The following is a 25,899-nucleotide window of genomic DNA, read 5'->3' on the forward strand; positions in this document are numbered from 1 at the left end:
ATTTTACTCCTATCTCGGTAAGTTACTGCTCATTATATTCGCTGTAACTTGGTCAAAATGCATTCCACATCACCTTCGGTGATAGCATTTTGCCCCGCATGTCTCGGGATTTTGGCATATTTATGCCAAAACACCTCGCGGGATATTCTCTATTACCAATTACCTTGGTACTTCTACCATGATATAAGCTTCTACTTTATCTTCTTCTTTGACATCATTGAATCCGTCAAATACAAGACCACACTCGTATCCTGCTTTGACTTCTTTGACATCGTCTTTGAAACGTTTCAGGGATGCAAGCTCGCCCTCGAAGATCTGATCTCCCTCTCTGGTGATACGAACCTTACAGTTTCTCTGGAAGATACCATCGAGGATATAGCTTCCTGCGATCGTACCAACGCCGGATGCTTTGAAGAGCTGGCGGACTTCTGCATGACCAATGACTTTCTCTTCGAATACCGGGTCAAGCATACCCTTCATGGCTGCTTCTACATCTTCGATCGCCTGATAGATGACTCTGTAGAGACGCAGGTCTACGCCTTCCTGATCTGCAAGCTGTTTTGCCATTGCGTCCGGACGAACGTTGAATCCGATGATGATCGCATTGGAAGTTGCAGCAAGGGATACGTCAGATTCATTGACTGCACCAACGCCGCCATGGATCACGCGGACAACAACTTCCTCATTGGAAAGTTTGGTAAGACTCTGTTTCACAGCCTCAACAGATCCCTGTACGTCTGCTTTGACGATGATCGGCAGTTCCTTGAGGTCACTTGCCTGGATCTGATCAAACAGGTTATCCAGAGAAAGTTTGCCTTTGGTTTCTTCAAGCAGATGTTTCTTGTTCTCTGTAACGAAGGTAGCTGCGAAGTTCTTGGCTTCCTTGTCGCTCGGGAACGCCATCAGGATCTCACCTGCATTCGGAACATCACTGAGACCAAGGATCTCAACTGGTGTGGACGGTCCTGCTTCTTTGACTCTTCTTCCTCTGTCGTCCATCATGGCACGTACTTTACCGCTGCATGCACCTGCTGCGATGAAATCTCCGACATGGAGAGTACCCTTCTGTACGAGGATCGTAGCAACCGGTCCTTTACCTTTGTCAAGCTGTGCTTCGATCACGAGACCTCTCGCTGCACGGTTCGGGTTTGCTTTGAGTTCCAGGACTTCTGCAGAAAGAAGGATCATCTCAAGCAGAGTGTCGATTCCTTCTCCTGTATGTGCGGATACCGGTACGAAGATGGTGCTTCCGCCCCAGTCTTCCGGGATCAGTTCATACTCGGAAAGTTCCTGTTTTACTCTCTCTACGTTTGCACTTGGTTTATCGATCTTGTTGATCGCAACGATGATCTCAACGCCTGCTGCTTTGGCATGGCTGATCGCCTCTACTGTCTGCGGCATGACACCATCATCTGCTGCTACGACGAGAACTGCGATATCTGTGGAGTTTGCACCACGCATACGCATAGCGGTGAATGCTTCATGTCCCGGTGTATCCAGGAATGTGATCTTCTGTCCGTTGATCTCTACAACAGATGCACCGATATGCTGTGTGATTCCTCCGGCCTCACCTTTTGTTACATGGGTATCACGGATCGCATCCAGAAGGGATGTCTTACCATGGTCAACGTGACCCATAACACATACTACAGGCGGTCTGGAAACCATATCTGCTTCGTCTTCTTCCTCTTCTTTGAGGAGTTCGCCGATAACGTCTACTTTTTCTTCCGGCTCTGCGATGATATCGTAGTCCAGAGCGATCTCCTGAGCTTTCTCGAAGTCGATCTCATGGTTTACAGTTACCATGGTTCCTTCCATGAAGAGCTTCTTAACGATCACGGACGGCTGCATCTTCATTGCTTCTGCCAGTTCGCGGATGGTCATCTTCTCTGGAAGTGTGATCTCTTTTACTTCTGGTTTCTTCTCTTCCTGTTTCGGCTGAGGAGTTGGTTTCTGCAGAGCCTTCGGGATCCTGGAAAGGTTTCTTCTTCCACCCTGGTTCGGGCGATTATGTCCTGCACCGGATTTCTCGAAGTCTTTCTTCTTGTTCTTGTTCTCTCTGTCACGCTCTCTCTTGCTGTCCTTGGATGTCTTGGTCAGTTCTGGTGTGAATACAGCATCGTTATCTCTTCTTCCGCCACCGGATCTCTGTCCGCCACGGTTATTTCCGCCGAAGCCTCCTCTGTTGCCGTCTGGTCTTCCGTTTCCGCCCTGCTGTGGTCTTCCCTGACCACCCTGCTGCGGTCTTCCGCCCTGACCTCTCATCGGACGGCCGTTTCCGTCACCCTGGCGCGCCGGACGTCCTTCGCCCTGCGGTCTTCCCTGACGGTTTCCGTCACGGTTCGGACGACCCTGTCCGCCGTTTCCATTGCGGTCGGAGAATCTTCTTTCGCCACCGCGGAAGTCACGGCCTCTGCCTTCACCGCCGCGGTTGTCGCGGTTATTGTCTCTTCCGTCGCGGTTATTCTGGCGGTTCTGTCCTCTGTTGTTATTGTAACCGGACTGTTCCTGTCTCTGCGGTCTTGCAGAATTGTTCTGTGCCGGTGCTGCGCTCTTCGGTGTCTCTGCCTGTGCAGTCTGCGGTTTCTTTGCAGTTTCCTCTACCGGTTTCTGAGCTGCCTGCGGCTTCTGAGCCTGTGGCTTTGCGGCTGGTCTTTTGTCTGTATTGTTGTTCTGACGTTTCGGTCTGTTTTTGCCGCCGTCACTTGCATTCTGTGCGTGATATACACGAATGATATTTTTTTTCTTTTTAGGAGCCTCTGCTTTGTCTGCTTCTGGTCTCGCTGTTACCGTCTTTTCTTCTGTTCTGGAATTATCCACCTTGGTAATCTGCTCCTTTCCCCTGGTTAAAAATTTTTGTTTTATTAATCGGATACTGGGTTCCTCAAGAGTACTCATATGACTTTTGACTTCTACCCCGTTTGCTTTTAGAAATTCTATGACTTCTCTGTTCGATCTGCCAAGTTTACTGGCAAGTTCATGCACTCTGATTTTCGGCACATGGATCCCTCCTTCAATCACTGCTGCACACCGCAGCTTTATAATTTCTGGAGTTCTTTTAACATTGCTTTTGCAAAGTTTTCATCCTGTACCGCAAGGCTGGCGCGGAATTCTTTTCCGCAGAATCTGCCCAGTTCTTCTTTGTTGGCAATAAAGTAGATCGGTACTTCGTAAAAATCACACATGTTCTGGAACTTTTTCCTTGTATTCTGGGATGCATCATCTGCAACCAGAACCAGGAAACCTTTCCCTGTCTTGACAGATTTCTCTGTCGAAAATTCTCCGCTGGCAACCTTGCCGGCTTTTGTGGCAAGCCCCAGAAGAGATAACACTTTATTGTTGTTTTTCAATCTTACTTAACTCCTTTTTCAGGTCTTCGTAGACCTCTTCGGGAACGCTGGTCTTGAGAGACCGTTCGATCCCGTGATTGCGGATCGCTTTGTCAAGGCATTCGGTGGATGGACATACATAGGCGCCCCTTCCGTTCTTTCTGCCTGTGGTGTCAAGAACGATCTCGTCTTCCGGTGTCTTAAGGACACGGATCATTTCTTTTTTGCTTTTCATTTCTCTGCAGCCGGTACACTGGCGCATCGGAATTTTATTTTTTGTCTTCATAGATCTTATTCTTCTGTTGTCTCTTCTTCGGAAACCTCTTCAGAAACTTCTGTTTCTTCTGCTTCCTGAGACTCTTCTACGTTTTCTGCTTCTTCTGCTGCTTCGTCTTCGTAGAATTCTTCTTCCTCATCATAGTCGTAAAGATCACCGGATTCTTTGGCCTGTGTCTCACTCTTGATGTCGATCTTGAATCCTGTCAGGCGGGCTGCAAGACGTGCATTCTGTCCTTCTTTACCAATTGCAAGAGAAAGCTGGTAGTCCGGAACAACAACAAGTGCTGTCTTCTCATCCGGATCAGCCATTACTGCAATGACTTTGGCCGGGCTTAATGCATTCTCAATAAGGATCGCCGGGTTTTCGTCCCAGTTGATGATATCGATCTTCTCGCCGCGGAGTTCCTCTACGATGGAGTTTACTCTCGCACCGTTCATACCAACGCATGCTCCAACCGGATCTACGTCAGGATCATTGCTCCATACAGCGATCTTGGTACGGGAACCTGCTTCTCTGGCAATGCTCTTGATCTCTACTGTGCCGTCTCTTACTTCGGCAACTTCGGATTCGAAGAGGCGTTTTACGAGACCCGGATGTGTTCTGGATACCTGGATACGCGGTCCTTTTGGAGTATCCTTAACTTCCAGGATGTATACCTTGATATGTTCTGTCGGATGGAATTCTTCTCCTCTGACCTGCTCATTCTCAGCGAGGATCGCATCTGCCTTGCCAAGATTGATGCTGACATTTTTGCCCATGACACGCTGTACGATACCTGTAACGACTTCTTTCTCCATTCCGTAGTACTGATCGTAAAGAACTTTGCGCTCTTCCTCACGGATCTTCTGAAGGATGACGTTCTTAGCATTCTGTGTTGCGATACGTCCGAATTCCTTGGACTGGATCTGAACTTTGATCACGTCTCCGAGTTCTGCGTTGGCATTGATCTTCTGTGCGTCTGTAAGTGAGATCTCCATTGCAGGATCCTCTACGAATTCCTTTACTTCACGCTCAGCGTAAACACTGAAATCACAGGTTTCAGGATTGATCATTACATGTACATTATCAGCTTTACCGAAATGGTTCTTACATGCCTGGATCAGAGACTGCTCGATTGCTCCCAGAAGTGTATCCTTACTGATATTTTTTTCTTTTTCCAGGACATTCAGAGCGTCCATTAACTCTTTGTTCATTTTTTTTATTTCCTCCTCATTTTATCAAAGCATATAGGTGCATCGTATTCATTAATCAGTTAAAATTCAATTGCCAGCCGGATCAGGGCTATGTCTTTCTTTTCAAATGTGCGTAAGGTGCCGTTTTCGTCCTCCTCGATCGTCACACTGTTATCATCATATGCGTTTAAAATCCCGCAGAATTCCTTTTGTTTCTCTATCGGACGATAGGTACGGATCTCTACCAGTTTGCCCATGCTTCTGACAAAATCCTTCTCTTTCTTTAACGGTCTGTCAAGACCTGGGGAACTGATCTCCATAATATAGCTGTCTTCGATAAAATCATCCTCATCCAGCTTGTCGCTGAACGCGCGGCTTACTGCTTCGCAGTCATTGACCGTGATCCCGCCCGGCTTGTCGATGTATCCTCGAAGATACCAGTTGCCTGCTTCCTTGACGTATTCTACATCTACAAGTTCAAAACCTGCTGCCTCAACGATCGGTGCCAGCATTGCCTCTGCCTTCTGTTCATATTCATCTCGTCTGCTCATATTTTCCACCTGCCTTTCGCACATCAGAATGATCGCGGAACTGCTTATAGTAATCAATCTCGCAAAAAGAGTGGACCGAAGTCCACTCTCTGATCATCCGTTATCATGTTATCTCATATAATAGCACCATAAGGTCTGAAAAGCAAGGATTTTTTGAAATCTCTTGTTATATCCTTGGTTTGATGCCTTTGGTATCGCGTTTTCCGAGGCGTACTTTGTTCAGGGAGTACTCCTTGTCGTGGTAGGAGATCGCATATTCCTGATGACCTCCGAGAAGGTATGCATGCTCCAGATGATCTCCGTCTGCAAGCTTCATTCCACGTACGCCGAGAGCTGCTCTCTTGGCGGTGGAGATCTCCTGTTTCAGGAAACGGAGGAAATAACCGCCGTTACTCTGGAACACCACCTGCTCCATCTCACCTGCACTGCCGACAAAAATAAGTTCGTCATCCTCAGCAAGTTTCGTGGATGCGATCGTTCTCTTGGTCACATCAAACTCAGCACCATCAACCAGTTTACACATGGATGTCTTTGTCACAAAAAGGATCTGATCCTGTTTGATCTGTCCAAGCGGCGCTACATACAGCATCTGCTCCTGGCTGCTGTCATAGTTGCTTAAGTTATCTACCGGTGTTCCCTTATCTCTGAAACGTACCAGTGGAATATCGACTGCCTTGATCGTATGCATCTTGCCCTTGTCCGTAAAGATGCAGATCTTGTCCGTGTTCATGCACAGGAATACGCAGCGGTTCTCATTGTGTGCTGCTTCTTTGTTTCGTTCATAGGCATTTTTGTCGATCAGCTTCATATAACCAAAGCGATCCATCAGGAAGCAGACTTCTGTCTCTTCCATCTTCTTTTCTTCGTAGACAGCTTCCTCGGCATTCTCGATGGAAGTGCGGCGTTTGCTTCCATACTCCTTCTTGATGCCGTCCAGTTCCCTGATGATGACCGCTGCCATGGAGTCATAATTATCCAGGATATCCTTGTATTCGGCAATATTCTTCATCGTCTCCTGATAATCTGCCTGAAGTGCCTCGATCTCCAGTCCGATCAGCTTATAGAGACGCATATCCAGGATCGCACCTGCCTGCTTCTCTGTAAATTTGAGCTTTGAAGCTGCCTTCTCACTTACCTTGGTCTTGAAACGTATTCCTTCTGTCACGCCCTCCACCAGACATTTCTTGACCTGCTCACGGTTCTTGCTTCCGCGCAGGATCTCGATGATCAGGTCGATCACGTCACATGCCTTGATAAGACCTTCCTGGATCTCTCTCTTTTCCTGCTCTTTGTCAAGAAGGGTCCTGTATTTCCTTGTTGTGACATCAAACAGAAATTCCACATGGTGCTCGATGATCTGCTTAAGGCTTAATGTCTCCGGTCTGCCATCTGCAACCGCCAGCATGTTTACGCCAAACGTATCCTCGAGACGTGTTTTCTTGTACAACATGTTGGTGAGATTTTCTACATCAGTGTCCTTCTTGAGTTCCAGAACGATACGGATTCCCTCCTTGGAGGACTGGTTGGAGATGTCCACGATGTCTGTAGTCTTCTTCGTCTCAACCAGGGATGCAACATCATTCAGGAATTTACCGATATTTGCCCCGAGCATCGTATACGGGATCTCTGTGATGACGAGCTGTTTCCTGCCGCCTTTGAGTTTCTCGATCTCCACTCTTCCACGGAGACGGATCTTGCCGGTTCCGCTCTCGTAGATCTTACGAAGGTCATCCTTGTTGACTACAAGTCCGCCGGTCGGAAAATCCGGTCCTTTAATATAACGCATCAGTCCTTTGACACTGATCGTATTGTCCTTCATGTATGCCTTGACCGCATCTACGACTTCACCGAGATTGTGCGGCGGGATGCTGGTCGCCATGCCGACTGCGATTCCCTCTGCACCATTCACCAGAATGTTCGGGATCTTGACAGGAAGAACCGACGGTTCTTTCTCTGTCTCGTCAAAGTTCGGCACAAAATCAACAACATTCTTGTCAAGGTCTCCAAGAAAAACTTCCTGTGTCAGTTTCTCCAGACGTGCTTCTGTATAACGCATCGCTGCAGCGCCGTCGCCCTCGATGGAGCCAAAGTTTCCATGTCCGTCTACCAGCGTCCTGCCCTTCTTGAAGTCCTGCGCCATAACGACCAGTGCATCATAGATAGAGCTGTCGCCGTGTGGATGATATTTACCCATTGTATCTCCGACGATACGGGCACATTTACGGTACGGGCGGTCATAACGGATCCCAAGTTCATACATATCATATAAAGTTCTTCTCTGTACAGGTTTCAGACCATCTCTTACATCCGGGAGTGCTCGGGAGATGATAACGCTCATGGCATAATCGATATATGATTTCTGCATGATCTCCGAATAGTCTGTACGGATCACATTTTCCTGTTTTGTTTCCATAAAAAATCCCTTCCTTAGATGTCAAGTTCCGCGTCTGCTGCATGTTCGTAAATGAACGCCTTACGCGGCGGTACTTCGCTTCCCATAAGAATCTCTGTCACGCTGGATGCCAGACGCGCGTCCTCGATCTCCACACGCTTCATCCTTCTTGTCTCCGGGTTCAGCGTTGTCTCCCAGAGCTGTTCTGCATCCATCTCTCCAAGACCTTTGTATCGCTGGAGCGTAAAGCTGCCCGGTTTGTGCGCCTTACGGTATTTCTCCAGTGCCTTGTCGTCGTAAAGATATTCTTCCGGGCCTTTTTTCGGCATTGCCTTGTAGAGAGGCGGCATTGCGATATAGACATGCCCCTCATAAATCAGTTCCGGCATAAAACGATAAAACAGTGTCAGAAGAAGTGTCGAAATATGTGCACCATCGACATCGGCATCGGCCATGATCACGATCTTGTCATAACGGAGCTTGCTGATATCAAAGTCGTTGCCGTATCCTTCGGAAAAACCGCATCCAAACGCATTGATCATCGTCTTGATCTCTGCATTGGCAAGAACCTTGTCGATCGTTGCCTTCTCAACGTTGAGGATCTTACCACGGATCGGAAGGATCGCCTGATAATTACGATTTCTGGCTGTCTTGGCAGAACCGCCTGCGGAATCTCCCTCTACGATAAATATCTCACACTGGGATGGATCTTTCTTCTCACAGTTGGCAAGCTTGCCATTGGAATCAAAGGAATATTTCTGCTTGGTCAGAAGGTTTGTCTTGGCTCTCTCCTCGGTCTTGCGGATCTTGGCTGCCTTCTCTGCACAGGAAAGAATCGCCTTGAGTGTCTCCAGATTTCTGTCAAAATAGAGGACAAGCTGCTCGCCCAGGACCTTGCCTGTCGCTTTGGCAGCATCCTGGTTGTCGAGTTTTGTCTTAGTCTGTCCTTCGAATCTCGGTGCAGGGTGTTTGATGGAAACAACTGCTGTCATTCCATTTCGGATATCTGCTCCTGTAAAATTCGGATCCTTGTCCTTGATGACACCGATCTCTCGCGCATAACTGTTCATGACAGTCGTAAAAGTTGTCTTAAATCCTGTCAGGTGTGTACCGCCCTCTGCATTGTAGATGTTATTACAGAAGCCCAGAACATTCTCGCGGAAATCACTGGTGTACTGGAAAGCCACCTCTACCTGGATGCCGTCTGCCTCTCCCTTGAGGTAGACCGGCTCATGAAGTGCCTCAGAACTGTGGTTCAGATCACGGATGTATCCGATGATCCCCTCCGGCTCATGGTATTCCAGTTTCTCCGGCCCCGCACCGCGCAGATCCTCGAAATAGATCGTCAGGGCAGGATTCAGGTATGCTGTCTCATGGAGACGGCTCTTGACCTCTGTTGCAGAGAAACGGGTCTTCTCAAAGATCTCCGGGTCCGGAAGGAAATTGATGCAGGTTCCGGTCGCCTTCGTGCGTCCAAGTTTCGGGAGAAGCCCCTCCTCCAGTTCGATGGTCGGGATTCCTCTTTCATAGTGGTCATGATGTACATATCCATCCCTGCTGATCTTGATATCCAGATAAGTAGAAAGCGCATTGACAACAGAGGAACCGACACCGTGGAGACCGCCGCTGGTCTTGTATGCGGCATTGTCGAACTTGCCGCCTGCATGCAGGGTCGTAAAGACAAGACGCTCCGCGGACATTCCTTTCTCATGCATATCTACCGGGATTCCTCGTCCGTTATCTGTTACGGTCGCGGAACCGTCCTTCTCCAGTGTCACATGGATCTCACTGCAATATCCGGCAAGGTGCTCATCTACTGCATTGTCTACGATCTCATAGATCAGATGATTCAGTCCCTTGCGGGATACACTTCCAATATACATACCCGGTCGTTTCCGGACTGCCTCCAGTCCTTCCAGAACCGAGATACTGCCAGCATCATAGGTTTGCTTTTTTGCCATGGGTATATTCATTTCCTTTCTTATGCTCCATTCGGAGCCTGATAGTTACTGTGAACGGAGTGAACAGTAACGCCTGATACTCAAACATTTGTTCTATATCATACCGTATCCTTCTGAATTTTTCAAGACAGTTTTTGGGGATTCGATATTCTTCGATAGATTTGGAAAAAAAAATAACCAGAGAAAACTCTGATTATTCTTAAGCAGCCAGTACGGGAATCGAACCCGTGTTTTCGCCGTGAGAGGGCGACGTCTTAACCCCTTGACCAACTGGCCACGCTGCTCTGCCGATTCTTCATTCTCACCTCGACAGATGTATATGTAGTTTGATTCGAGAAGCAAAACTTCTCAAGCAGCCAGTACGGGAATCGAACCCGTGTTTTCGCCGTGAGAGGGCGACGTCTTAACCCCTTGACCAACTGGCCATACTGCTCTGTCGATCTCTGTTCGCAACCGACTTGCTTAGTATATACCAGTGTTTTCAAAAATGCAAGTACTTTTTTTAATTTTTTTTAAATTTTTTTGAAAAACTGAAAAAGCAGGGCTGTTTTCCGCATGAAACTGCGGCAGCAGCCCTGTCCTCTTTCATTCAGATGATCTGTATCCTGTGCAGATCAGCCGAGATCGATCTTGAGATCTCCCGGCTTGATGATCCCTTTTGCACGGAAGATCTTGCCGATCACCCAGGTAATGAGTAATGGAAGCACAAAACAGATCAGGATCATTCCGACCCAGTCAAACGCTCCCGTTGTATAGCCTTCCGGCATCTGTGCCCATCCTGTGATCACGCCGATCGGTCCTACCAGACCGGAAGTTCCCATTCCGGATGAGATCGCAGGGCCATTGTTCCGTATATGGAACACGCAGGTTGCGATCGGTCCGGTGATCGCAGAAGTGATGACCGGAGGGAGCCAGAGAACTGGTTTTTTCATCAGGTTCGGGACCTGGAGCATGGAAGTTCCCAGTCCCTGTGCAACAAACCCGCCGATCCCGTTATCTGGAAAGCTCAAGATCGCGAAACCGAGCATATGTGCACAGCATCCTGCAGTTGCTGCTCCGCCTGCCAGTGCCAGTCCGTTCCAGACTTCCATTGTCACGCTGCCATCCGCAATACCGGCGAGGACTGCCCCGCCGCTGATGCCGATTGCGGCACAGATCGCAGCCGAACTGATCGGAAGTGTCAGGACAACTCCAACTACTACCGATACGATGATCCCCATCCAGAACGGTCTTAGATCTGTTGCCCATCCGATAAAGGAACCAAGTGCATCGCAGACACTCTTGCATACAGGTGCCAGAAGCATCGCCAGAACTACGCCAACGATCACGGTGACTGCCGGTGTCACGATGATGTCGATCTTTGTCTCCTTGGAAACCAGTTTTCCGATCTCACAGGTGATGACTGCCACAAAAAATACTGCCAGTGGTCCGCCGGAACCGCCGATCGCATTGCAGGCAGCTCCTACTGCACACAAGGAATACATGACCAGCGGCGGTGCCTGGAGCGCATGACCGATCGCAAGTGCCATCGCAGCACCTGTCACACTGGTCGCATAACCACCGATCTCCAGAAGCTTCTCTGAAACGAAACTTCCCGGGCATACATTCTGCCCTATGGTGTTGATGATCGTACCGATCAGAAGTGACGCAAAAAGTCCCAGTGCCATGGAACCCATCGCATCGATCCCGTAGCGTTTGAACGATATGATCACGTTCTTCCGCTTCAGAAAGCTTTGTTTTTCGTTGCTCATAATCTCTTTCCCCTCGTAAAGTTTATTTGTTATCCAGAACTTTTTTATTCTTCCGGATCTTTGACCGGCTCTGCCGGGATGAACACTCTGAAATGGTTTTTCTCGGCTTTTTTCTGTTTTTTTGCTTTTTTCTGTGCTTCTGCGCAGAATTCCATCTGAGAATTGATGAGAGTTTTGCCTCTCTTGTCCTGTTTCTCATACGTTCCATCAGGCTGAAGCAGATGTGCCTTTACATTGTCACGGAATTCCAGATCCAGGATGTGCTTGATCTCTTTCTTGATCTGCTCATCCTCTACCGGGAATACGATCTCGACACGGCGGTCCAGATTTCGCGGCATCCAGTCTGCACTTCCCATGTAGATCTCCTCAGCTCCGCCATTCTGGAAGTAAAAGATCCTGCTGTGTTCCAGGAATTCTCCGACGATGGAGCGCACATGGATGTTTTCGCTCACTCCCGGGATTCCCACTTTCATGCAGCAGATGCCTCGTACCAGAAGATAGATCTGCACGCCGCAGGAAGAAGCATGATAAAGAGCTGAAATGATCGCCGGGTCACATAAAGAGTTCATCTTGGCAACAATGCATGCCGGAAGTCCTTGTTTCGCATGTTCTGCTTCTCTCTCGATCATCTGCAGGAAACGGTTTTTCATCCAGATCGGTGCGACGATCAGACGGTTCCAGCGCTTTGGCTCAGAATAACCGGAAAGCATGTTGAATGCAGCCGTCGCATCCTCTCCGAAACGTTCATCGCAGGTAAAGATACCGCAGTCTGTATAAAGTTTGGCTGTGGAATCGTTGTAGTTACCGGTTGCCAGATGCACATAACGGCGGATGCCGGTCTCTTCTCTTCGAACGACCAGAGTGATCTTGCTGTGTGTCTTGAGACCGACAAGACCGTAGATTACATGGCAGCCGGCTTTTTCGAGCATTTTTGCCCAGACGATGTTATTTTCCTCGTCGAATCTGGCCTTCAGTTCCACCAGTACGGAAACCTGTTTACCATTTTCTGCTGCCTGTGCAAGCGCTGCGATGATCGGTGAATGGCCGCTGACGCGGTAAAGTGTCTGCTTGATCGCGAGGACACCAGGATCCTTCGCTGCCTGTCGCACGAAATCTACGACCGGATCAAAGCTCATATATGGATGATGCAGGAAGACATCTCCCTCGCGGATCACCTCAAAGATATCCTTGTCATTCTGGAACTGCGGCACAGGTGCCGGTGTATGTTTCGGGCTCTTGTACTCGTCAAAGCCTTCCAGTCCATAAAGTTTCATCAGCATGGTAAGATCCAGCGGTCCATTGATGCTGTAAATATCTGCTTCCTTGATCTCAAATTCTTTCTTGAGGATATCAAGAAGACGTGCATCCATCTTTTCTTCTGCCTCAAGTCGGATGACCTCGCCCCACTGGCGTTTCTTGAGCTGTTTCTGGATCTCTACCAGAAGATCCTCTGCCTCATCTTCGTCGATCGTGAGGTCCGCATTACGCATGATACGGTACGGATGCGCGCAGACAACATCATTGCTCAGGAAAAGCTTGCCGATATTGCGCTCAATGATCTCTTCCAGAAGGATCACGGTACGGTCGCCTTTTTTTGCGGAAGGGATCTCTACGATCCTTGGAAGTACAGAAGGCACCTGAACGGTGGCAAATTCCAGCTCTTTGGTATGTTTTTTGTTATTTTTCTTGGCGATCAGTGCGCCGATATTCAGAGTCTTATTGCGGATGAGTGGAAATGGTCTGGAAGAATCCATGGCCATCGGAGTCAGTACCGGATACACATTGTCCTCGAAATACCGGTCAACAAATTCCTGCTGTTTCTGGTTCAGATCCTCATGCTCTGCAATCAGGTGAAGTCCCACTTTCTCAAGTGCCGGAAGGACAGAACGGTTGAAGGTGCTATACTGTACTTTTACCAGCTCATGTGTCTGTTTGCTGATCTCACGGAGCTGTTCTTCGGAGGTCATTCCTGCGATGTCTTTTTTCTTGTAACCTGCATGCACCTGATCCTTGAGGGATGCGACACGCACCATAAAAAACTCATCCAGGTTTGAAGAGGTGATGCTTAAGAATTTCAGTCTTTCAAACAGGGGGAGGGATTTATCCCTGGCTTCGCTCAAGACTCTCTCATCGAATTTCAGCCAGCTTAATTCCCTGTTTACATAGTATTCCGGTTTTTCAAATTTACTTAAATCCATATTTTTCCTCCTCTACGCTCTGCGGCGGCGTTTCAGCACAAGATGTATTCCAAAGACTTCCTCAAAGAACGCTACTTTGTCCTTGAGAAGTCCAAGTTCCAGAGAAATGTCACGGCTGGAGTCGATCATAAGCTGCAGTTCTCTGTCTTTGAGCACAGCCTTGAGCCCCTGCACTTTCTGATAATGGCTGCGGTCCATGGCATTCGCAAGGCGAAGGATCGCGGTCAGTTTCGCTACCAGAAGATAACGTTCCTTGTCGAGTCCCGGACCATCGTCATAATTTCCATAATAAACGAATTCTGTCGTATTATAACGTACCGCGCTGGCAATGACTCTTCGCTCTTCTGTGGAAAGTCCGATGATCTCGGTCGCCATGATGATGCGGTAAGAACACTCTGCCACATCGCCCATGCTGATGTATTTACCGCAGTCATGGAGCTGTACGGCGATCTGGAGAAGAAGACGTTCTCTTGCACCCATACCGTGGACTTTCTTCATGCTGTCAAAGATCGTCAGTGCGATATCCGTTGTGCCCTGGATATGGTTTTTGCCGCTGGAATAGCGTTTGGCAATGTTTCTGGAAGCAACCAGAATGTCATTTTCGAAATTGTGGGCGCTCTTGATGAATTTCTTCTTTTCTCCGTAATCGTAGGCAATTCCATCAAGAAGAGAAACTCCCGGAACCCAGACTGCTTCTGCCTGGAAAATGTCGATGAAGTTTTTGCAGATGACCATCGTCGGAACGATCAGGGACGCATACTCCAGATCGATCCCCATCTCATCTGCCAGTGCCTGCTCTGTCTTGTATACCGTTTCCTCATAATGCTTCCCAAACTCTTCCATTGTGAGAATATGTTCTCCGATATGCTCCTGAAAGATCGTATCTGCAAGAAAATCCCCCATCAGGATCACATTTTTGATCTCCCGGTCTTTCAGATACAGCCGCTGAAAAGCGGTTAGGTCATTTCGGATAAATTCCATGATCAGCTGGTCGTAATGCGTCGTGGTCTTCTCAAGTTCTTTGAGCCGTTCACGGATACGCATGCTTCCCATCTTGAGGCTCTGTGTTGTTACAAGTGCATCCTTGTCAAAAAGAGACACCTGCAGCCCGCCGCCTCCGACATCCAGGATCGCAGTTCCCTTCTGGATCATCTTTTTGAAGCTGGATTCTTTTGCCGCGATCGATTTGTAGCCCAGGAAATGCTGCTCGGCATTGCTGAGGATCTCTACATGGATCCCTGTACGGCGGTAGATCTGTTCTTGAACGATCAGCGGATTTACCATCTCACGGAATGCACTGGTCGCACAGGCACGATAATCGGAAACTCCGAATTCCTTCATCATCTTGTCAAAATCCTTCAAGATCCCACAGATCGCATCCACGATCTCAGGTTCCAGTCTTCCCGATGAATAGGCTCCCTTTCCGATCTCCAGGCGGTATCTTACATCGTTCAGCTGACGGAATCCGATCTTTTTGGAAAACTCAAAGATCTTCATGCTGATCTCATAAGAACCGATATCAATCGCTGCAAATGTTGTAATTGCCATATCCCATACCCCTTCCTGCTTATCTATTAGTTTTCCTCTTTTCCGAGAAGGTGATCAATAAACTGCTGTGCAGTTCTTCCGGTAAGTCCTCCATGAGAGATCTCCCATTTGCCAGCTTCCGCAAGGAGCTGGTCTTCCGGCATCTGGATGCCATGACGGGCTGCCAGTGTCTTGACGATCGTGTGGAATTCCTTGCGGTCCGGTGCGCCGAAGTAGATACGAACGCCAAAACGATATACCAGAGAAAGTTTTTCCTGTACGGTATCAGAGGAGTGGATATCGTCACTATCTCCAACTTCCAGTTTGTCCCCTGCTCTTTCGCGGACAAGGTGACGACGGTTGCTGGTCGCATAGATCAGAATATTGTCCGGTTTACGCTCCAGACCACCTTCGATCACAGCTTTCAGATATTTGTATTCAATTTCAAATTCTTCGAAGGAAAGGTCATCCATGTAGATGATAAACTTGTAATTGCGGTCCTTGATCTGAGCAATGATCTCGTTCAGATCCTGGAACTGATGCTTGTAAGCTTCAATGATACGAAGTCCCTCATCATAATACTGGTTCAGGATTCCCTTGATACTGGAGGATTTACCTGTACCTGCATCACCGAACAGCAGACAGTTGTTTGCTTTTCTGCCTCGGACAAATGCTTCTGTGTTTTCGATCAGTTTCTGTTTCGGGATCTCATAGCCTACCAGGTCATCCAGACGTACATGTGCGATCCTTGTGATCGGAACGATCTGTGCTTTTCCATTCTCGTCTTTCTCGATACGGAAAGCCTTATGAAGTCCCAGCTTGCCTACGCCGAAATCCTTATAGAACTGGACCATATCTTCCATGAATTCCTTTGTATCCTTGGCTGCTGCCAGTGTGCGGCTCATCTCGCAGATACGGTCGCGGATACGTTTGTTGAACATCTTTCCACTGTCCTTCGGTGCCTGATAGTCGCAGAGGATACCGCAGCAGGAAGTATGGAATACTTTGTCCAGAAGATTCAGGTCAAAATCATACAGTTCCTTGAAGATTGCAAAATCATGGAGTGCCAGCTCATTGATGCTTCCGTCGATATGTCCACGGATCTCGCTCGCGGTGCTGAATGCATTCTCGTTGTTCACAAGAAGCAGAGTCAGATAATTGTGCCACAGGTTTCCTGCAAATCCATAGGAACCTGCTGTCTCGATCAGACCGTTGACACATTCATAGAAATCTTCTTCCATTTCTTTTGCGTTTACGGCTGACTTCTCACAGGCATCCATAAGTGCTGTCATCTTGTCAAGGATCTCTCCATGTTCAAATCCTCTGTATAATACGCATTCTTTTACTCTGGTCATTTTTATATTTCCTCCTGCTGTCCGTAATTTCCAAGTACACGTACCCCGATCGCCTCTGCTTCAAGACCTCGAAGTGCATTTTTGACCGCCGGATCTTCCAGGTTTCCTTCGAAATCTACAAAGAAACGGTATTTCCAGTTCTGTCCCGGGATCGGTCTGGACTCGATCTTTGTCATGCTCAGGCTGTTGTAGATAAAATGTGACAGCATGTGATACAGAGTACCGCTTGCATGCGGCAGTTCGAAGCATACGCTGATCTTTCCTGCATTTTTCTCATAGATCGGTTTACTGCTGACAATGATGAAACGTGTCACATTCTGATCATTGTGGCAGATGTTTTCGGCAAGGATAGAAAGTCCGTAGAGCTCGCCTGCTGCACGGCTTGCGATCGCCGCCTGGTTTCTCTTCTGCTCTTCCTTGATCCTCTTGGCTGAAGCTGCTGTGTTCTCTGCCTTGACGGTTTTCCATGACGGATGTTCTTCGAGATAATGTTTACACTGTGCAAGTGCCTGTGGATGGGAATAGACGGTGTCGATCTCGTCCACGGTCACGCCCGGAAGTCCCAGAAGCACGTGCTGTACGCGGACCCCCTGCTCCCCGACGATATAAAGCTGATATTCTGTCAAAAGATCATAAATATCCGTCACGATCCCCTCTGTGGAATTCTCGATCGGAAGGACTGCATAATCAGCCTTGCCAAAAGCAACCTCCTCCATCGCTGCACGGAAGGTCTTGACATGGTAGCTGTTGATCTCCTCCGGGAAATATGCTCTCATGGCCGCATAGCTGTATGCGCCCTCAACTCCCTGAAAAACAACGTTTACATCTTTGAGCGGAAGTTCGTCGACCATCTTGTAGTTTCGCTCTGTTCCGACACCATTCTTGGTCAGAAGCTGGTACTGGCGTTTGCGGCTGATCGCCATGATCTGCTGAAAAAGCTCCTGCGCACCAAGGCTGTTGAAGCTTCCATGTGCCTGATTCTTGAGAACATCCAGTTTGTCCTGTTCTCTCTTCGGGTCAAGTACCTGCTTTCCTGTGTGTATCTTGTATTCTGCAACATCCTCGCAGACTTTCATTCGTTTTTCAAATAACCGTAAGATCTCTTTGTCGATGACATCGATCTCCTTGCGGCATTCCTGTAAATCTATCATTCGTTATTCCCTTCCGATACCGGTGATCCGGATACCTCTTTTCTTGTATTTACGATCCGGGTGATGTCCCCGATAAAGGACAGTGAGCCAAAGGACAGGATCACATCGTCCTTCCCTGCCATCTCAAACAGTTCCTCGACCGCTTTTGCGATATTTTTCTCCGCGTGGACATGTGGGTTGCATGGACAGATCGCTTCGGCAAGTTCCTCCGCCGGGAGTGCCCTCGGGTTATCCGGTGTCTCGATCGCAATGATCTGTTCTGCATAAGGGCAGAGTTTCCGGATAATATATGGATAATCCTTGTCCCGGAAAACACCCATGATAAAAAACATCCTGCGGTCTTTGAAATATTTCCGTACAGAATCCTCGAGCATATCTGCCGCAGCCGGATTGTGTGCTCCGTCCACGATAAACAGCGGATCTCTGTGGATGATGGTCAGTCTTCCGTTCCAGTGGGTTGCCTTAAGTCCTTCCCTGCGCTGCTCTGTCGTGGTATGATAGCCTCTCTCATCCAGGATGCGTAAGGCTTCCAGTGCAAGGACTGCATTCTCCGTCTGGTAGGAACCGGCGAGAGAAAGTGTGTATTCCTCTCCTTTGTAGAGGAAACGCTGTCCGGTAAAATCTGCTTCCAGCACTTCTGCCTGGGAAATATCTGCCGCGCAGAGGTCTGTCCCTGCCTCATGACTTACGTTCTCTATGACCTTCAGTGCCTCCGGTTCCTGTCCGATCGTTGCCACGCTGCAGCCTGGTTTGATGATGCCGGCTTTTTTCTCCGCGATCTCTGCGATCGTGTTGCCAAGGAAGGACTGATGATCCATGCTGATCGGTACGAGAACAGCAAGTTCTGTCGTGCGGATCAGGTTTGTCGCATCTGTGATACCGCCCATGCCTACTTCCAGGATGACCGGATCACATTTTTCTTCTGCAAAAAATAAAAATGCCACCGCCGTTTCGATTTCAAATGGGGTGGGATGTGCAAGACCTTCTGCGGTCATTTCTTCGATCACTGCAGCAACCCTGGTCGTATGTTTTGCAAATTGCTCTCTGCTGATCGGTGTTCCCTCCACCTCGATCTTTTCTCTGTAAGAATATACGGATGGGGAAATATACCGTCCAACGTGATATCCGGCATTGGTCAGTGTCGTATATAAATACGCGATCACGGATCCCTTGCCGTTGGTTCCTGCTACATGAACATATTTAAGCTGATCCTGGGGATTGCCAAGGCGCTTCATAATTTCCTTTATATTGGTAAGATCCAGGGCACCGCCTGCGTACTGCTCTGCGTCTCTGATGTATGCCCTGCTTTGCTGATAATCCATGTTGTATGCTCCTGTTTCTTAAATGTGTTATTTGTATAAATATAACATCTGTGTATCTTTTTTTCAAGACCAGCCATACTAATTAACGCATCGTTAATATTGGTTTTGATCAAATCTTTTTTACTTCAGGAGGAACCGCTATGAACCAGAATCTGACAAACTTTTTTCTCTGCGGCTCGATCGGATGGTGCATGGAGGTTTTCTGGACCGGGCTTCACTCCCTTTTGTCCGGCCAGTGGACAATGACAGGCAAAAGTTCGCTTCTCATGTTCCCGATCTACGGCTGTGCTGCCATCATCGCTCCTTTGTATGCACGGATCTCCTCCCTGTCTTTCGTCTGCCGCGGACTTCTCTATATGCTGGGATTTTATATGGTCGAATTCATAAGCGGCAGTTTTCTCAGAGAAATCGGCATCTGTCCCTGGGATTATTCAGCCGCCCGTTTTCAGTACAGAGGAATCATCCGGCTCGACTATGCTCCTCTCTGGTTTGCCGCAGGATTGATTTTTGAAAAAATACTTACGAAATCTGCTTGAAAAATCGATTCTTGTAGTATATGATTGTGCAAGAGAGAATTTTATTGAATTTTCGCAACATCAATAAGGGAGGTTTCTTATGAGACATTTAATGAGCCCGCTGGATCTTTCCAAAGAAGAACTTGACGATCTTCTGACTCTTGCCAGCGACATTGAAAAAAATCCATCAAAGTATGCGCATGTCTGCGATGATAAGCGACTTGCCACCTGTTTTTACGAACCAAGCACACGTACACGTTTAAGTTTTGAAGCAGCCATGATGAATCTTGGCGGCAAGGTTTTAGGTTTCTCTTCTGCCGGTTCCAGTTCCGCTGCCAAAGGCGAAAGTGTTGCCGATACGATTCGTGTCGTTTCCTGTTATGCAGATATCTGTGCTATGCGTCATCCGAAAGAAGGTGCTCCGCTCGTAGCTTCTATGGCTTCTTCTATTCCTGTTATCAACGCCGGTGACGGTGGTCATCAGCATCCTACTCAGACCCTCACTGATCTTCTTACTATCCGTTCCCTCAAGGGAAGACTTGACAACCTTACGATCGGTCTGTGTGGCGACCTGAAATTCGGCCGTACCGTTCATTCTCTGATCGAGGCGCTGGTACTTCGTTATTCCAATGTGAAATTCGTTCTGATCTCACCGGAAGAACTTCGTGTACCAAGCTACATCCGTGAAGATATCCTTGAGAAGAATAACGTAGAATTCGAAGAAGTAGAGCGTCTGGAAGATGCACTTCCGAAGCTTGACATCCTCTACATGACACGTGTACAGAAAGAACGTTTCTTCAACGAAGAAGATTACGTACGCATGAAGGATTTCTACATCCTCGACAAACAGAAAATGGAACTGGCTCCGAAGGATATGTACATTCTTCATCCGCTTCCGCGTGTAAATGAAATTTCTGTTGAAGTAGATGATGATCCTCGTGCTGCATACTTCAGACAGGCACAGTATGGTGTTTATGTCCGTATGGCACTGATTCTTACATTACTGGAGGTGGAAGTATAATGTTAAATGTTGGAGCACTTCACGAAGGTTTCGTACTTGACCATATCAAGGCCGGCAAAGCCATGACCATTTATCATGACCTGAAACTCGACAAACTTGACTGCACCGTTGCCATCATCAAAAATGCAAAGAGCAACAAGATGGGCGTCAAGGACATCATCAAAGTAGAATGCCCGATCGAGAACCTCGACCTGGACATCCTCGGTTTCATCGATCACAACATCACCGTCAACATCATCAAAGACGAGAAGATCGTTGAGAAAAGGATCCTGAAACTTCCAAAACAGATCACAAACGTCATCAAATGCAAGAACCCACGCTGCATCACTTCCATCGAGCAGGGCCTGGATCACGTATTCATCCTCGCTGACCCGGAGAAGGAAGTTTACAGATGTAAGTATTGTGAGGAGAAATATCGCGGTAAACGCAATAAATAATCCTGTTTCAGAACACAAAAAAAAGAAACGCTTCGAAATGAGCGTTTCTTTTTTTGTGCGAGCAGACCGATAAGCCGGGTTATGTCGTTGAGTGATCATCTATCTAGGCCAGCCGTTGCCAGCTGGCTCGAGCGACCCACCTGAAAGCACGACGGGCAGCCGTATCGCTTTCGTTTCGGTCTTGCTTCAAATGGAGTTTACATGTGCCCGTTCTGTTACCACAACGGCGGTAGTCTCTTACACTGCCTTTCCACCCTTACCTCCAAAGGAGGCGGTTTATTTCTGTTGCACTGGTCTGGGAGTCACCTCCACCGGACGTTATCCGGCATCCTGCCCTGTGAAGCCCGGACTTTCCTCGTCTGTACCCTTTCGTCTGTACAGCCGCGATCACCTGGCCTGCTCGCACGAATGCTATTCTAACACGAATCCCGCTTTAAGTAAAGTACTATAAATAAGTAAATTGAAAAATTATAACCGGCTGCTTTACTTAACTTTTACAGTCACTCTTTTATATACACCGTTGCTGGCAAGAATATATATGCTGCAACTTCCCTTCGCCTTTGCCCGGATCACCCCGTTTTGGCTTACCGTTGCAATTTTGCTGTTGGTAGTGTAATAGCGGTAGGGACTTGAATGGGAAAGCAACTTCTTTTTTCGGTTTTCACCTGTAAGCTGACACTTCAGCCTGAAGGTTTTGCCTGGTTTTAGAATAACCGTAGTCCTGTTTACTTTAATCGAAACGGCGTTTGTTGTACGTGCCTGTTTCATGGCAACATGCATTTCATTGGATTTGGCAATGTAAATTTTTCTGCCTTTTACCATTTTATAAGCAGCAACAAAATACTTATATTCACGGTTCGACCTCAGATTCTTATGTGTCATGGAAAGCTTTCCATTTTTAACCGTTCCGGTCTTTTTATAATTTATGCTTCCGTCACAGTAGCGCCAGAAAACATCATAACCGGCTGCACCAGGATACTTTCTCCAGGAAACGACAATGCTGTTCTTCTGTGCCTTGCCCGTTGCAAAAAATATCGGAAGTTTCAGGCGATAAACGGCCTTTCCGCTCAGTTTGAACTGATCAGCCTGCTCAATCGTGAAGATACCTTTCCTGAAAGTAATCCTGTAATTTGGATTAGAACCGGAAGCCTGAGAAACTGTGATCGGATAGATTCCCACCTTTTCACCGGCTTTTCGTCTTACTGTAATTCCTGATAAAGTGTCTTTTCCCACCAGACCTTTCGCCGTATAAGTAAGGACAAGATCTGCTTTACCGGCAATTTTATTCTTATTGTCAGCAGTTACCGTGATATTTTTCGGGCTGATATCTGCTGTGGTACTTGTCTGCTGCCCGTCATCTGCCAGGATATAATCCCCTGCCGATCCGCCGCCCAGCACAGGCTTTGTGATCGTAACAGTTTTTCCATTGGCTGCATTGCTGTCTGCAAAAGTACCTTCTGCACTTACTGTAAGGCTGTCACCTTTCACTGCTCCTGCAAACACGGCTTTGCTGTAATCCAGTTCCGCATCCGCTGTTCCGTCATATACCTTACCTTTTGCAGTGATTCCGGAAACTACAACTTCCCGCTGCCGGATCGTATAAGCCTTCGTATCGGAAGCAGCGGTAAAATCACCATTTTCGGATACACTGACCCTGACTTCATAAGTTCCTGCGTGTATCGGAGCTTCTGTCTGCCAGGTTTCATTTACTTTATACTCTGTTTTGACGGTGGCATTGCTGTTTGTTGTATATGCCAGATCTGCCGGCTGTCCGTCGTATTCCTTATCAAGCGTACCTGTGATTTTTACATTTGCTGTCTGACGGCTGACATTTACTGCGATCTGGCTGTCGGCAGGTTTGTCACCGCCTTTGTATTCTGTCACGCCCTGCGGATGATATGCAACTGTCAGTTTATAAGTGCCTGCTTCCAGAGTATCCAGATACTCTCCGCTGAATGTGATCTTATCTGCGGAAACTGTATAATCTTTCCCCTCTGTCAGAGTGGTTTCTCCGTTTCTTACAGACGCTACAGTGTTTCCATTTAATGTTACTTTCGCGTCCACGGAAGCTTTGGTTGTTCTTGTGTAGTCGATGGAAGAATCCACAACTACAGAATCTTTAAATACAGCTATTCCATCCGAATTGACGATCGTCTGGTTTCCTGCCTTGTCTGTAACACGGGCATAGACCACATACCTGCCGCTTTCTGTCAGGGAAAGTTTCTCCTCTGCATTCCATGGAAGCCATGTGCCGTTTGCATCATAGGATTCCTCCGCACTGACCGCCTGGTATTCTACAGAAGCAATTCCACTGGCACTATCTGCACCTGTGATGTCAACAGAAACATTATCCTTGAACCAGTAACCATAAGTAATATCCTTCAGGGAACTGTCAAATGTATTTTCCCCGATCCGGATACTGCCTGACGGCATTCCGGTATCAATTTTGAAGGTTACTGTTTTTTTATCGGTAACGGCACCTGTTGCAGTCTCTTTCAGATAATATCCTGCAGACTGTTCTCCCTGCTCTGTGTAATCCCCAAGCGAATCCTTCCAGTCTGTTTTGTCCGTCGATATCTGGTATCCACTGTCCGGTACAAGTTTCACAGGACTTATGTACCAGTCATTGTTACCCTTCGTTCCGGAAACCTGTGCAGCCGCTGAAGTCTGCAGATAACTGATGCTCCAGTTCCTGGAAACACCCGTGGTACCGGTAAGTGTATAGTTATCATTTCCAAGATCTGTTACCGTTGCAGTATAGCTGTCACCTGCTTCTGTCTGTGTATTGCCTTCATAGGCAATTGCAAAAGAATCGCCCTCCAGTGCATTCGCAACCGTCGCCGATACGCTCTGCTCACTTCCTGTATAAATCAGATCTGTTTTCGACCAGGTTAAGTCTGCCGGAAGTGGTGCGATCGTGAAGGAAGTTTCCGCTTCTGCCCCTGCATAATTTCCATTCTCCGGCACAACCGCTTTCACATAGTAAATACCTGCATTCTTTGGTACTCCTCCATTTGTGGCTGCACCATCTGCTGCGGTCGTCATATCTGTACAGCCGGCATCTGTATAGTATGTACAGGTATAGCTGGAGGCATCATAAGAAGCTGTGATGTCACTTTCACCTGACTTAACTGTTATGCTTGGTGTGTTCGCCTTCTGTCCATAGGTCCAGTCATCCATGGTCACTGTCGGATTAATTTTCGCTTTTTTAATCTCAAAATCAGCACTTATGGTCTGACCGCCAAGCGTGACTTTTACCGTATATTGTCCCAAATTTACCGGTGCAGCTCCCTCACTCGCAGCACCGCTGTTGCTGCTGGTTGTCTTCATGCCATCTTTCAGATAATATACGATATTCGCTTCATCACCTGTCTGACAGGTAATGTCATTTGTCACGGTTGCTCCGGTATAAGCTTTGCCAGAATAATATGCATCGACTGCTGCCAGGGTTAAATTTAATTTACCGGGATTAAATTCACAATCTGTCTTCGCTGTGCATGTTGCAATGATTTTATCAGCACTTGTTGAATAACTCCATGAATGAACATGATCACTTACGTACAGGCACTTTTCAGTTGTATCATAACTTATAGAATGAGAGCCATCAACATAAGTAATCTTTGTGCGCATCTCCGGAGATGTTCCAGGGGTTGTAATTGTACGTGGGAAAATAGGTAGCTTAACACTTGCAGTTCCTTTGAAGTCATCTTGTATGGTAAATTTTTTTCCTGGATCCATGACAATATCGCAATCATTATTTTCAAAGGTTACATTTCCAATAGTAGCTGATACATTGGTTTGTCCTTCTAGATAAATTCCCCAATCAAAATTTTGAATTTTTCCACCAACAACTTTAATTTTCGCTGCATTTATTCCTATAGTTATAGTGCCCTTCTTCGAAGATGGTGATGTAATGGTTCCGCCATACATATTGACGGTTCCTCTTATAATACAAGCATCACCACCAATACCTGTATTACCGCCACAGTCCAATATCGTTCCATTTTGAATATTTATTGTTCCATCACTACCGAACCACCCATTATTTACAATAACTCCATAGTCAAAAGAACCAGTTGCATTAAATTTAGCATTCTTAAGGTTAACAACCCCTCCATTTTGAATTATGGGAACTCCACCGTCCGTTAAAGCCTCATAAGTACCGCCCTCAAAAGTAACTGTTGCATCTTTATTTTTATTGATCAGAAAAGGATTATTATCAACATTCACCGTATACTCATTAATAATCGTCAACTCTTTACAAGCATTTTCTATACTAATAAAACAGCCATAATCATCCCCTGGCATATTAATGTTTCCAGTAATCTCCAGAGTAACTTTCTCTGTAGTGTCAATAGTAATTGCACCACCGAAGGGATTGCGAGGCCCAGTCTTAGTATATGTTCCGCCCTGTACCGTATACGTTCCTCCAGAAGTGATTGTTACCTCTCCCGTCCCCGGCGAAATCGTATTTGCAGCCGCTGTTCCCACTGCCATCTCACTGCCGCTGCTAAAAAGAGCAACTCCATCCGTAAAGTCTTCCTCCACTTCCACGGCATCCTCAGTATCATCTTCATCCTGGGATTCTGAAAGATCCTGGATCTCCACTTCTCCACTTTCCTCAACATCCTCTGTCTCAGGTTCTTCTGCAGGTTCTTCTGCAGCTTCAAAGATCACATCCTCATTGTCTTCGCCGTCTTCGAATTCCTGCATTTCCACATCAGCCGCCCAGATGAGGGATTCCGGTACCACAGATGTGATCAGCACTGTTCCGGTCAGGATCGCAGAAAGCAGTTTCCGGCTCTTTTTCGCTAATTCGTTTTTCTTCATTTTGCTCCTCCTTCCACATTTTATATTTTATGGAAATATTATACTTTACAGAACAAAATTATATAATGCCCATCAGAAGCCAAAAAAGTGCCTTTTTTTCTGAAAAA

At 47.3% G+C, this 25,899-nt stretch carries 17 protein-coding genes, 2 tRNA genes and 1 other RNA gene; 3 read left to right on the plus strand and 17 right to left on the minus strand.

Annotation, left to right across the window (positions count from 1 at the left end; all coding sequences use genetic code 11):
* Positions 1–159: 159 nt before the first annotated feature.
* The 15 genes from infB to DXC01_RS04970 form a co-directional block, all read right to left on the minus strand.
* Positions 160–3,000: a translation initiation factor IF-2 gene (infB, locus tag DXC01_RS04900; protein WP_118698405.1), complete on the minus strand. Its 2,841-nt coding sequence runs from the start codon at positions 2,998–3,000 to the stop codon at positions 160–162.
* 38 nt (positions 3,001–3,038) lie between these two features.
* The gene (locus DXC01_RS04905) at positions 3,039–3,350 is read right to left on the minus strand and encodes a L7Ae/L30e/S12e/Gadd45 family ribosomal protein (RefSeq protein WP_118698406.1); all 312 of its coding nucleotides are present in this window, start codon (positions 3,348–3,350) and stop codon (positions 3,039–3,041) included.
* A complete protein-coding gene (gene rnpM / locus DXC01_RS04910) occupies positions 3,334–3,615 on the minus strand; it encodes an RNase P modulator RnpM (protein ID WP_118251436.1) in 282 nt (93 codons plus the stop codon). Before rnpM ends, DXC01_RS04905 begins: the two co-directional genes overlap by 17 nt.
* A 5-nt stretch (positions 3,616–3,620) precedes the next feature.
* Positions 3,621–4,802, minus strand: a complete 1,182-nt coding sequence (gene nusA, locus DXC01_RS04915) for a transcription termination factor NusA (protein WP_118698407.1) — start codon at positions 4,800–4,802, stop codon at positions 3,621–3,623.
* A 59-nt stretch (positions 4,803–4,861) separates the two neighbouring features.
* Entirely contained in the window at positions 4,862–5,332 is a 471-nt protein-coding gene (rimP, locus tag DXC01_RS04920; protein ID WP_022214895.1) for a ribosome maturation factor RimP, read from the minus strand.
* Between the two features lie 166 nt (positions 5,333–5,498).
* Entirely contained in the window at positions 5,499–7,745 is a 2,247-nt protein-coding gene (locus DXC01_RS04925; RefSeq protein WP_118251434.1) for a DNA gyrase/topoisomerase IV subunit A, read from the minus strand.
* Between the two features lie 14 nt (positions 7,746–7,759).
* The gene (locus DXC01_RS04930; protein WP_118698408.1) at positions 7,760–9,685 is read right to left on the minus strand and encodes a DNA gyrase/topoisomerase IV subunit B; all 1,926 of its coding nucleotides are present in this window, start codon (positions 9,683–9,685) and stop codon (positions 7,760–7,762) included.
* A gap of 204 nt (positions 9,686–9,889) precedes the next feature.
* Positions 9,890–9,961, minus strand: a tRNA-Glu gene (locus DXC01_RS04935).
* A 77-nt stretch (positions 9,962–10,038) separates the two neighbouring features.
* Positions 10,039–10,110: transfer RNA gene (locus DXC01_RS04940), tRNA-Glu, on the minus strand.
* A 189-nt stretch (positions 10,111–10,299) separates the two neighbouring features.
* A complete protein-coding gene (locus DXC01_RS04945) occupies positions 10,300–11,436 on the minus strand; it encodes a PTS transporter subunit IIC (protein ID WP_118698409.1) in 1,137 nt (378 codons plus the stop codon).
* A gap of 44 nt (positions 11,437–11,480) precedes the next feature.
* Positions 11,481–13,634, minus strand: coding sequence for an RNA degradosome polyphosphate kinase (locus tag DXC01_RS04950; protein ID WP_118698410.1), 2,154 nt, complete (start codon positions 13,632–13,634; stop codon positions 11,481–11,483).
* Positions 13,635–13,646: 12 nt separating this feature from the next.
* Entirely contained in the window at positions 13,647–15,182 is a 1,536-nt protein-coding gene (locus DXC01_RS04955) for a Ppx/GppA phosphatase family protein (protein ID WP_118251432.1), read from the minus strand.
* A 26-nt stretch (positions 15,183–15,208) separates the two neighbouring features.
* Complete coding sequence (locus tag DXC01_RS04960) at positions 15,209–16,516, minus strand: ATP-binding protein (RefSeq protein WP_022214901.1); 1,308 nt, start codon at positions 16,514–16,516, stop codon at positions 15,209–15,211.
* Between the two features lie 2 nt (positions 16,517–16,518).
* A complete protein-coding gene (gene pheA / locus DXC01_RS04965) occupies positions 16,519–17,667 on the minus strand; it encodes a prephenate dehydratase (RefSeq protein WP_118251431.1) in 1,149 nt (382 codons plus the stop codon).
* Positions 17,664–18,989: a bifunctional folylpolyglutamate synthase/dihydrofolate synthase gene (locus DXC01_RS04970; RefSeq protein WP_118251430.1), complete on the minus strand. Its 1,326-nt coding sequence runs from the start codon at positions 18,987–18,989 to the stop codon at positions 17,664–17,666. Before DXC01_RS04970 ends, pheA begins: the two co-directional genes overlap by 4 nt.
* A gap of 140 nt (positions 18,990–19,129) precedes the next feature.
* Here DXC01_RS04970 and DXC01_RS04975 point away from each other — a divergent pair, with 140 nt between their 5' ends.
* From DXC01_RS04975 to DXC01_RS04985, 3 genes are all read left to right on the plus strand, one after another.
* Positions 19,130–19,525: a putative ABC transporter permease gene (locus DXC01_RS04975; RefSeq protein WP_118698411.1), complete on the plus strand. Its 396-nt coding sequence runs from the start codon at positions 19,130–19,132 to the stop codon at positions 19,523–19,525.
* A 79-nt stretch (positions 19,526–19,604) separates the two neighbouring features.
* Complete coding sequence (pyrB, locus tag DXC01_RS04980) at positions 19,605–20,525, plus strand: aspartate carbamoyltransferase (protein ID WP_118698412.1); 921 nt, start codon at positions 19,605–19,607, stop codon at positions 20,523–20,525.
* Positions 20,525–20,962: an aspartate carbamoyltransferase regulatory subunit gene (locus DXC01_RS04985; protein WP_022214906.1), complete on the plus strand. Its 438-nt coding sequence runs from the start codon at positions 20,525–20,527 to the stop codon at positions 20,960–20,962. The genes pyrB and DXC01_RS04985 overlap by 1 nt, the downstream gene beginning before the upstream one ends.
* 54 nt (positions 20,963–21,016) lie before the next feature.
* Here DXC01_RS04985 and rnpB read toward each other — a convergent pair.
* Positions 21,017–21,365: RNase P RNA component class A (gene rnpB, locus DXC01_RS04990), an RNA gene on the minus strand.
* Positions 21,366–21,445: 80 nt separating this feature from the next.
* Positions 21,446–25,792: an MBG domain-containing protein gene (locus DXC01_RS04995; protein ID WP_118698413.1), complete on the minus strand. Its 4,347-nt coding sequence runs from the start codon at positions 25,790–25,792 to the stop codon at positions 21,446–21,448.
* Positions 25,793–25,899 lie beyond the last annotated feature (107 nt).

Source organism: Blautia sp. OM07-19 (assembly GCF_003481595.1).
GTDB classification, from domain to species: domain Bacteria; phylum Bacillota; class Clostridia; order Lachnospirales; family Lachnospiraceae; genus Blautia_A; species Blautia_A intestinihominis.

Coding starts and splice junctions, on each gene's coding strand:
- DXC01_RS04925 (WP_118251434.1), bottom strand. CDS start 7,745: ATGGAAACAAAACAGGAAAATGTGATCCGTACAGACTATTCGGAGATC.
- pheA (WP_118251431.1), bottom strand. CDS start 17,667: ATGATAGATTTACAGGAATGCCGCAAGGAGATCGATGTCATCGACAAA.
- DXC01_RS04995 (WP_118698413.1), bottom strand. CDS start 25,792: ATGAAGAAAAACGAATTAGCGAAAAAGAGCCGGAAACTGCTTTCTGCG.
- DXC01_RS04985 (WP_022214906.1), top strand. CDS start 20,525: ATGTTAAATGTTGGAGCACTTCACGAAGGTTTCGTACTTGACCATATC.
- DXC01_RS04945 (WP_118698409.1), bottom strand. CDS start 11,436: ATGAGCAACGAAAAACAAAGCTTTCTGAAGCGGAAGAACGTGATCATA.
- DXC01_RS04975 (WP_118698411.1), top strand. CDS start 19,130: ATGAACCAGAATCTGACAAACTTTTTTCTCTGCGGCTCGATCGGATGG.
- DXC01_RS04960 (WP_022214901.1), bottom strand. CDS start 16,516: ATGACCAGAGTAAAAGAATGCGTATTATACAGAGGATTTGAACATGGA.
- nusA (WP_118698407.1), bottom strand. CDS start 4,802: ATGAACAAAGAGTTAATGGACGCTCTGAATGTCCTGGAAAAAGAAAAA.
- rimP (WP_022214895.1), bottom strand. CDS start 5,332: ATGAGCAGACGAGATGAATATGAACAGAAGGCAGAGGCAATGCTGGCA.
- DXC01_RS04930 (WP_118698408.1), bottom strand. CDS start 9,685: ATGGCAAAAAAGCAAACCTATGATGCTGGCAGTATCTCGGTTCTGGAA.
- pyrB (WP_118698412.1), top strand. CDS start 19,605: ATGAGACATTTAATGAGCCCGCTGGATCTTTCCAAAGAAGAACTTGAC.
- DXC01_RS04955 (WP_118251432.1), bottom strand. CDS start 15,182: ATGGCAATTACAACATTTGCAGCGATTGATATCGGTTCTTATGAGATC.
- DXC01_RS04970 (WP_118251430.1), bottom strand. CDS start 18,989: ATGGATTATCAGCAAAGCAGGGCATACATCAGAGACGCAGAGCAGTAC.
- DXC01_RS04950 (WP_118698410.1), bottom strand. CDS start 13,634: ATGGATTTAAGTAAATTTGAAAAACCGGAATACTATGTAAACAGGGAA.
- rnpM (WP_118251436.1), bottom strand. CDS start 3,615: ATGAAGACAAAAAATAAAATTCCGATGCGCCAGTGTACCGGCTGCAGA.